Consider the following 7,163-nt stretch of genomic DNA (forward strand, 5'->3'; position numbering starts at 1 on the left):
ATGCCGCCTCCACGAAGATCGCCGGTACCCGGCAGCCTAGCGCTCCGGGTGCGGTCCGCCCGAGAGAAGGGAACATCGGGTGGGTGGACGTCACACTGCTCGGTACCGGCGACCCGGCGGGCCTGCCCCGCCCCGGGTGCCCCTGCGCCGCCTGTTCCCGCGCCGCCTCCGGCGGTGGCAGGGCCGCCACCAGCGTGCTGGTGGACCAGGTGCTGCTGCTGGACCTGACCCCCGGGGCCGCGATGGCCGCAGCGCGCGCCGGGCGCACACTGCACGGCGTGCGTCAGGTGCTGCTCACCCATCCGCACGACGGCCCGGCCGTCGATTTCCCCGACGACCTGCCGCCACCGGTGCGCGTCCCGGACGGCCGGGAGCTGACCCTGCTCAGCGGACACCGGGTGCGCGCCGTCGCCCTGGACGCCCCCGGCACCGGCTACGCGGTCAGCGGGCCGGACGGCCAGCGGCTGCTGTATCTGCCGCCCGGCGGCTCACCGGCCGGGCTGAGCGACGACGAGGCCCAGTTCGACGTGGTGCTGCTGGACGTCGTCGGACGGCCGGACGCCCTGGCGCGGCTGCGCGCCGGCGGAGCCGTCACCTGGAACACGGACGTGGTCGCCGTCCATCTGGGCCACGACGCCCCGGCGGGTCCGGAGCTGGAACGCCGGCTGGCGGCGGCGGGCGCCCGCGCGATGCCGGACGGCGGCACCCTGCGTGCCGGTGACCCGCCGGACGCGCCCGAGGTGCCGCGCCGCACGCTGCTGCTGGGCGCACCGGGTTCCGGGGTGTCGGAGGAGGCGGTGCGGCGGCTGGCGACCTTCCCCACGGTGGTGCGGGTGCTGCCCGGCGGGGGCACGCCCGCCTCGGGTGTGGAGGGCGTCCGGCGTGCCGACGGCAGCGTCGCCACGGGGCCGGGCACCGGGTCGTCCGGCGCCGGGGCCCCCGGCGGCGGGGCCCCCGGCGGCGGGGAGGCGGCCCGGATGGCGGACGGGAGCGGCTCCCATGACGGTGACCGGCTGCCCGAGGACGGCCCGGCGGCCGGTTCCGCCCTCGCCGCGGGCCGCTACCACCCGCCGGGCTGGACCACCACCGTCACCACGGAGCTGCTGCCGCTGCTGCGGGAGGACGGTCCCCCGCTGCTGGTCGACTCGCTGACCCGCTGGCTCGCGGCCACCCACACCACCGGCCCGCGCTCCGTCGCACGCGGCGCCGCCCGGCCGGGGCCGGGGTTCGGGCTGCCGGCCGGCTACCCCTCCCGGGTGGCCGACGCCGTACGGCACTGTCCGCGCCCGCTGGTCCTGGTGAGCGACCAGCCGCAGCCGGGCGCCGCCCCGCCCGGGGACCGGGACGGGCGGTTCGCCGCCGAGCTGGCACGGCTGAACGCGGCGGTCGCCGCCGAGTGCGAGGAGGTCCTGCTGATCATCGCCGGCCTGCCGCTGCGGCTGCGTTCCTGACCCGGCGCTCCCGGGCCGGCCCCGCTGTCCGGCTGTCCGTGTCCGGCTGTCCCGCTGTCCCGCTGCCCCGCTGTCCCGCTGCCTCACGTCGCCGCTGAGGCGTGGCCCCGGAGGAGCGGCGGCGTCGCTGCCGGTAATCTCGTGCGCATGACCGAGAGCACCCTGAATCTCGACGAGTTCGGCGATCTGATCGAACGTCCGAACGCCGGCGTCCGGCGCGCCGCGGAGTCCTGGCGGGTGCGCACCGGCCTGCCGCCCGCCGCGCTCGGCCGCCTGGACGAACTGGGCCTGTGGCTGTCGGCGGCGCAGGGGCAGGTGCCGGTCTCCCCCGTGCGCTCGCCCCGGCTGGTGGTCTTCGCCGGTGATCACGGCATCGCCGCGCGGGATGTCTCCGGCCACGAGCGGGCCTCCCCCGGTGACGCCGAGGCGGATACCGGCGACGCCGAGGCGGCGCCCGGGGCCGGTCCTGGCAGTGGCGCCGGAGCGGTCCGGCAGGTCCGTGACCTGCTCGACGGGCGCGGCCCGGTGGCCGTGCTGGCCCGTCAGGCCGACGTTCCGGTGCGGGTCGTCGACGTCTCCCTCGACTGCGACCAGGACCTGTTGCCGTCCGAGATCACCCGGCACCGGGTCCGCCGCGGCTCGGCGCCCCTGGACACCGGCGACGCCATCAGCCTTGAGGAGGCAGAGCGCGCGTTCCGTCTCGGGGTCGCGGTGGCGGACGAGGAGGCCGACTCCGGCAGCGATCTGCTGGCGCTCGGGGACCTCTCCGTCGGCGGTACCACCGCGGCGGGTGTGGTGATCGCGGCGCTCTGCGGCACGGACGCCTCGGTGGTGACCGGGCGCGGCGGGGCGGGTATCGACGATCTGGCGTGGATGCGCAAGTGCGCGGCCATCCGTGACGGTCTGCGCCGGGCCCGCCCGGTCCTCGGCGACCAGCTGCAGCTGCTGGCCACCTCCGGTGGCGCCGACCTGGCGGCGATGACCGGCTTCCTGCTCCAGTGCGCGGTCCGCCGGACCCCGGTGATCCTGGACGGTGTGGTCTCCGCCGCGTGCGCGCTGCTGGGACAGCGGGTGGCGTTCCGGGCGGTGGACTGGTGGATTCCGGGCCAGGTCAGCGGGGAGCCGGGGCAGGCCAAGGCCCTGGACCGGATGGCGATGCGGCCGCTGCTGGATCACGGGGTGACGGTCGGCGGGGGCGCGGGGGCGCTGCTGGCGCTGCCGATGGTGCGCGCCGCCGCCGCGCTGGCGGCCGAACTGCCGGTGGACGGCGGCGACGACGCCCGTGGGGACGGTTCCCCTGCCGAGGCTCCGGCGGCCGGGCCGGTGTCACCGGAGGATGACAGCCTGGCCGAGGCCACCTGACGCCGAAAGGTGCGCCGCCGCGCTGCTCGGCGGTGTAGTCAGAGGGTGGTCAGAGGGTGGTGAACTCCACCCCCTGGGCGCGCAGTTGACCGAGCGCGGTGTCGAGTGCGGCGACGGTACCCGACCGGTCGCCGCCGCCGTCGTGGCACAGCACGATGTCACCCGCGCGGGCGCCCAGCACGGTCCGCGCGATGCGGGCCGGGGGTGGCGGTCGCCAGTCCTTGGGGTCCACGCTCCAGTCGACGGGCGTCAGCCCCTGGTCGCGGGCCGCGCCGAGGACTGTCCGTGACCAGCCGCCGGCCGGGGCGCGGAAGAGCACCGGCGCGCGGCCGGTCGCCTCCGAGACCACCCGCTGGGTGCGGCGCAGTTCCTCGGCGACGAGGTCCGGGGGCAGGGCCGCGAAGGGCTGGGTGTGGGTGTAGCTGTGGTTGCCGATCGTGTGGCCGGCCGCGAGGGTCCGGCGCAGCAGTTCCGGGTGGTGGGCGGCGCGTTCGCCGATGACGAAGAAGGTCGCCCGCACATCGTGGGAGTCCAGTACGTCGAGCAGTCGCGGGGTCCACGTGGGGTCCGGTCCGTCGTCCACGGTGAGCGCGACCGGGGACGCGCCGGTCCGCCCGGGCCCGGCGGCCGGAACGCTGAACAGGGGCCCGCGCGCGAGCAGGGGGCGCCGCGCCGGGGCGTCGGCCCGCCAGGACTCCGCCCGGCGCACCAGGCTCCACCCCGACTGCGCCAGACGGGCGCGCCACGGGCCGGCACCGCCCGTACCCCCGCGCCGCGGTGGCGCGGGATGAGTCCCGTCGTTCACGCCACCCTCGTTCCCGGCGCGTCCGCGCCGCGCTGTCCGTGGGAGGCGTCCGCTCCGGCGGTGGGAACTCCGGCGGTGGGAACAGCGGCGGTGGGAACTCCGGCGGTGGGAGCGCGTCCCGCGCTCGCGGCGAACCCGCGGTCGAAACGGGAGCGTACCCAGCCGGTGGCGGCGCCCAGGCCGATCTGCACGTTGACCAGCAGGTGCAGTCCGACGAAGAACGGCAGGAACCGGAGCCCCCGTTCGCGGTGGACGAACCGGATGAGCGAGGGGTCGGCGGCGGCGAACACGAGCGCACCGCCCACCGGAAGCGCCGCCAGCGCGGGGTGGAACGCGGCCAGCGGCGCGCTCGCGAGGGTGAGGAACGCCGCGGCGACCCCGAGCCCGCTGTTGGCGCGGAGCGCGCCGGGACGCCGGCGGTGCGCGGCGGCGAACGGCAACAGGTACTGGGCGCGGCGGAACTGTTCGCGCAGCATCCGGCCGAGCCGGTGCTCCTCGTCGTGCGCCGCCTCGATGCGGTCGGTGAGCCGGATGGTGTAACGGGCCGACAGCCTCTCGCTGTACTCCACGTCCTCGCTGTCCCGCAGCGCCGGGTCGAACGGCCCCACCTCCTCGAAGACATGACGCGGGAGCGCCGCCGCGGCGAAGTAGGCGGTGGGGGTGGGGCCCACGCCCCGGCGTCGCCAGTGGTGCGCGTGCAGGGTCCGGTACCACTCCACCGGCCCGTCGTCCACGAGGGGTTCGGCGGCGATGATGCCGTGCACACAGCCCAGCCGCGGGTCCTCGGCGAGCATCTGGACCGCGTTCTCCAGCGACGCGGGGGAGAGCGCCTGGTCGGAGTCGAGGAAGAACAGGACGTCGCCGGTGGCGGCTGCCGCTCCCCTGTTGCGGGCCGCGGAGACGCCTTCGTTGCGTTCGGCGCGCAGGACGCGGCACCCGAAGCGGCGTGCCACCTCCACGGAGGCGTCGGTGGAGGCGTCGTCCGAGACGATCACCTCGTACGGCTGGAGGGTCTGTGCGGCGACCGAGGTGAGGCACAGCTCCAGGGTCCTGGCGTAGTTGTAGTTGGGGATGACCACGGAGACCCGGGCCGTGGGACGTGAGCTGTCGGCGGTGGGCGCGGGGGACGCGGTCACGGTGACCTCCAGGAGGGGGCGTTCGGGCAGGGGGAGCCACCGGCCGCGCGCTCCGGCGCGGCCGGCGGTCCGGTCTTCCGTGGTGTCAGACGGCCTCGTCGAGGGTCCGGCGCAGTTCCCGGGGCAGCTCCAGGTCGGCGGCCGCCAGGCACTCGTCGAGCTGGGCGACGGAGCTGACTCCGACGATCGGTACGACGGTGGGGGTGCCGCCGATCAGCCACGCCAGGACCACCTGGACGGGGCTGGCCCCCAGTTCCTCGGAGACCTTGGCGAGGGCCCGCAGCCGGCGGTCGGTCCCCGGGTGGTCGTAGTGCTCCGGGAGCGGCTGTCCCGGGCGGCTGTAGGCCCCCCAGATCAGCGTGGTGTAGGCGAAGAGGGTGAGACCGTGGCTGTGCACGTAGTCGAGCAGTTCGTCACTGGCGTGGACGTGGCCTCCCTCGGGGAGGGTGGTGTTCGGCCGGGGCCGGACGTAGGAGTAGCGCTGCTGGACCGCCGTGTAGGGGGTCCAGCCGCGCCGCTCGGCCAGCGCGCGGGTCTCGGCGAGCCGCCAGGCGGTGTGGTTGCTCGCGCCGAGCGAGCGGACCGTGCCGTCGGTGACCGCCTGGTGGAAGGCGGCCAGGGTCTCCTCGTCGGGTATGACCCGGTCCTCGCGGTGCGCGTAGTAGAGGTCGAGGTGGTCGACGCCCAGGCGGCGCAGGGAGCCCTCCAGCTGGGTCCGGACCACCTCCGGCGCGAGTCCTTCGGCGCCTCCGTCGGCCCCGAGGCCGGAACCCACCTTCGAGGCGATGGTGAGGCGGTCCCGGCCGCCCCGGTCGGCGAGCCAGCGGCCCACCACGCTCTCGCTCTCGCCGCCCTCACCGCCGGGCACCCAGAACGAGTAGCAGTTGGCGGTGTCGATGGTGGTGCCGCCCGCCTCCACGAAGCGGTCCAGGATGGCGAAGGACGTCTCCTCGTCCACGGTGGTGCCGAACGGCATGGCGCCCAGGGTGAGTGCGCTGACCCGCGTTCCGGCGGCCTCGTCCAGGGGTCGCTGCTGCATCGTTCCTCCGAGAGTTCTGGTGGGTCGGGGTGGCGGCGGGACCCGCTGGGCCACCCAGGGTGATCGTGAGGACACCGTAGGAGCATCGCCGCTGTTCCGGGACACTTCCGAAATGATCCGGTCGCTTCGGAGCGCCCGGTCTACGACGTTCGTCGTACGGTTCGTGCCACCGGGTACGACCGAGCCGGCGTGGCGCCGCGGCCGGTGGGGGCCACGGCCCGGCGACGTCAGCCGGCGGCGGGTCCGGTGCTGAGCGTGAACGCCTGGGCCCGGTGGTCGGACATGCCGCGGCTGTCCACCATGCGGTAGTCGTGGACCGTCACCGACTCGCTGGTGAACGCCCAGTCCAGGCGCCACGCCACCGGGCCGCCGGCCGGCCAGCTGACGGGGTGGAGCCGGTCGGAGGCGTGCACGGCGTCCCGCAGCCGGTCGCTGAGACCGCGCACCTCACCCATGGCGGAGGTGGCGTTGAGGTCTCCCGCCACCACAGTGGGCAGCGGGTTGTGGTCCAGGTCCTCCTCCAGCGCGCGGTAGGTCGCCTGCCGCCGGACCTCCTGGGCCCGCATGAAGGAGAAGAACTGTGCGGAGAAGGGGTTCATCGAGATGTCGAGCTGCACCGGCACATGGATGTTGTAGAACGAGGTCACGCTGCCGTCGATCCGCAGATCGGTGCGCAGCGTCTTGTAGCGGTAGTACTCCGGGAACGCCCCGTCGGGCGGCATCCCGGCGGCCGGGTCGGAGAGGTGCGGCCAGGCGTCCAGGCCGCGCCACTCCTCGATCGGGTACCGGGAAAGGGTCAGCAGCTCGCCCAGGGCCACCACGTGGAACCCGGGGAACGCCTCCCGCAGTTCGGCGACGTGGTCGGCGCGGACCGGGCGGTGGCCGTCGAGGTCCCAGGAGACGTGCTCCTGGAGGAGGTAGACGTCGGCCTCCTGTTCGCGCAGGTAGGCGTAGAACGCGGCGGGGTCGTCGCTGTCGGCCCAGTACTCGGTGTTCCAGGCGAAGACCCGCACCGCGTCCGGCGGGGCGTCGGAGCCGCCGCCGGCGCCCGGCAGGGAGTGGACGTTCAGCCCGGCCAGGGGCAGGCCGAGCAGCAGGCAGCACAGCGCGGCCAGGGCGGGCCGGAGGGCGAACGGCCGCGCCAGCGGTGCGAGGAGCAGCAGGAGCAGCGGCACCGCCACAAAGGTCAGGGGAGGCATCAGCTCCACCGGCCTCCACCACCAGTACCGCCCGGTGAGGATCGAGAACACCACCACGAACAGCGCCCAGGACAGGAGTGCGGCGGTGAGCAGCCGGGCTCCCCGGCGGCGGCGCCCCGGCGGGTCGGGCGGGGGTTCGCGGCCGTCGGGAGCCGCCGTGCTCCCCGGACC

The 7,163-nt window shown here is 75.5% G+C and carries 6 protein-coding genes; 2 read left to right on the top strand and 4 right to left on the bottom strand.

Going from position 1 to position 7,163, the window contains the following annotated elements:
- Window positions 1–83 precede the first annotated feature (83 nt).
- Together E0D90_RS01280 and E0D90_RS01285 are read left to right on the top strand one after the other, a co-directional pair.
- Window positions 84–1,451 (top strand): bifunctional adenosylcobinamide kinase/adenosylcobinamide-phosphate guanylyltransferase, encoded by a 1,368-nt coding sequence (locus E0D90_RS01280; RefSeq protein ID WP_130796302.1) that lies wholly within the window; start codon window positions 84–86, stop codon window positions 1,449–1,451.
- A 147-nt stretch (window positions 1,452–1,598) separates the two neighbouring features.
- Window positions 1,599–2,813 (top strand): nicotinate-nucleotide--dimethylbenzimidazole phosphoribosyltransferase, encoded by a 1,215-nt coding sequence (locus E0D90_RS01285; RefSeq protein WP_130796303.1) that lies wholly within the window; start codon window positions 1,599–1,601, stop codon window positions 2,811–2,813.
- A 49-nt stretch (window positions 2,814–2,862) separates the two neighbouring features.
- On the opposite strand, the gene E0D90_RS01290 is transcribed toward E0D90_RS01285, so the two are convergent.
- From E0D90_RS01290 to E0D90_RS01305, 4 genes are all read right to left on the bottom strand, one after another.
- Complete coding sequence (locus tag E0D90_RS01290; protein WP_227869905.1) at window positions 2,863–3,522, bottom strand: polysaccharide deacetylase family protein; 660 nt, start codon at window positions 3,520–3,522, stop codon at window positions 2,863–2,865.
- A gap of 92 nt (window positions 3,523–3,614) precedes the next feature.
- Entirely contained in the window at window positions 3,615–4,754 is a 1,140-nt protein-coding gene (locus E0D90_RS01295; RefSeq protein WP_227869906.1) for a glycosyltransferase family 2 protein, read from the bottom strand.
- An 85-nt stretch (window positions 4,755–4,839) separates the two neighbouring features.
- Complete coding sequence (locus E0D90_RS01300) at window positions 4,840–5,793, bottom strand: aldo/keto reductase (RefSeq protein WP_130796305.1); 954 nt, start codon at window positions 5,791–5,793, stop codon at window positions 4,840–4,842.
- Between the two features lie 227 nt (window positions 5,794–6,020).
- The coding region (locus E0D90_RS01305; protein ID WP_130796306.1) for an endonuclease/exonuclease/phosphatase family protein at window positions 6,021–7,163 on the bottom strand (1,143 nt) is incomplete at its 5' end.

This window comes from Streptomyces otsuchiensis, from assembly GCF_004305975.1.
GTDB lineage: Bacteria > Actinomycetota > Actinomycetes > Streptomycetales > Streptomycetaceae > Streptomyces > Streptomyces otsuchiensis.

Bases quoted from the DNA above. Each gene is read 5' to 3' on its own strand.
- E0D90_RS01285 (WP_130796303.1), top strand. From the start codon at position 1,599: ATGACCGAGAGCACCCTGAATCTCGACGAGTTCGGCGATCTGATCGAA.
- E0D90_RS01300 (WP_130796305.1), bottom strand. From the start codon at position 5,793: ATGCAGCAGCGACCCCTGGACGAGGCCGCCGGAACGCGGGTCAGCGCA.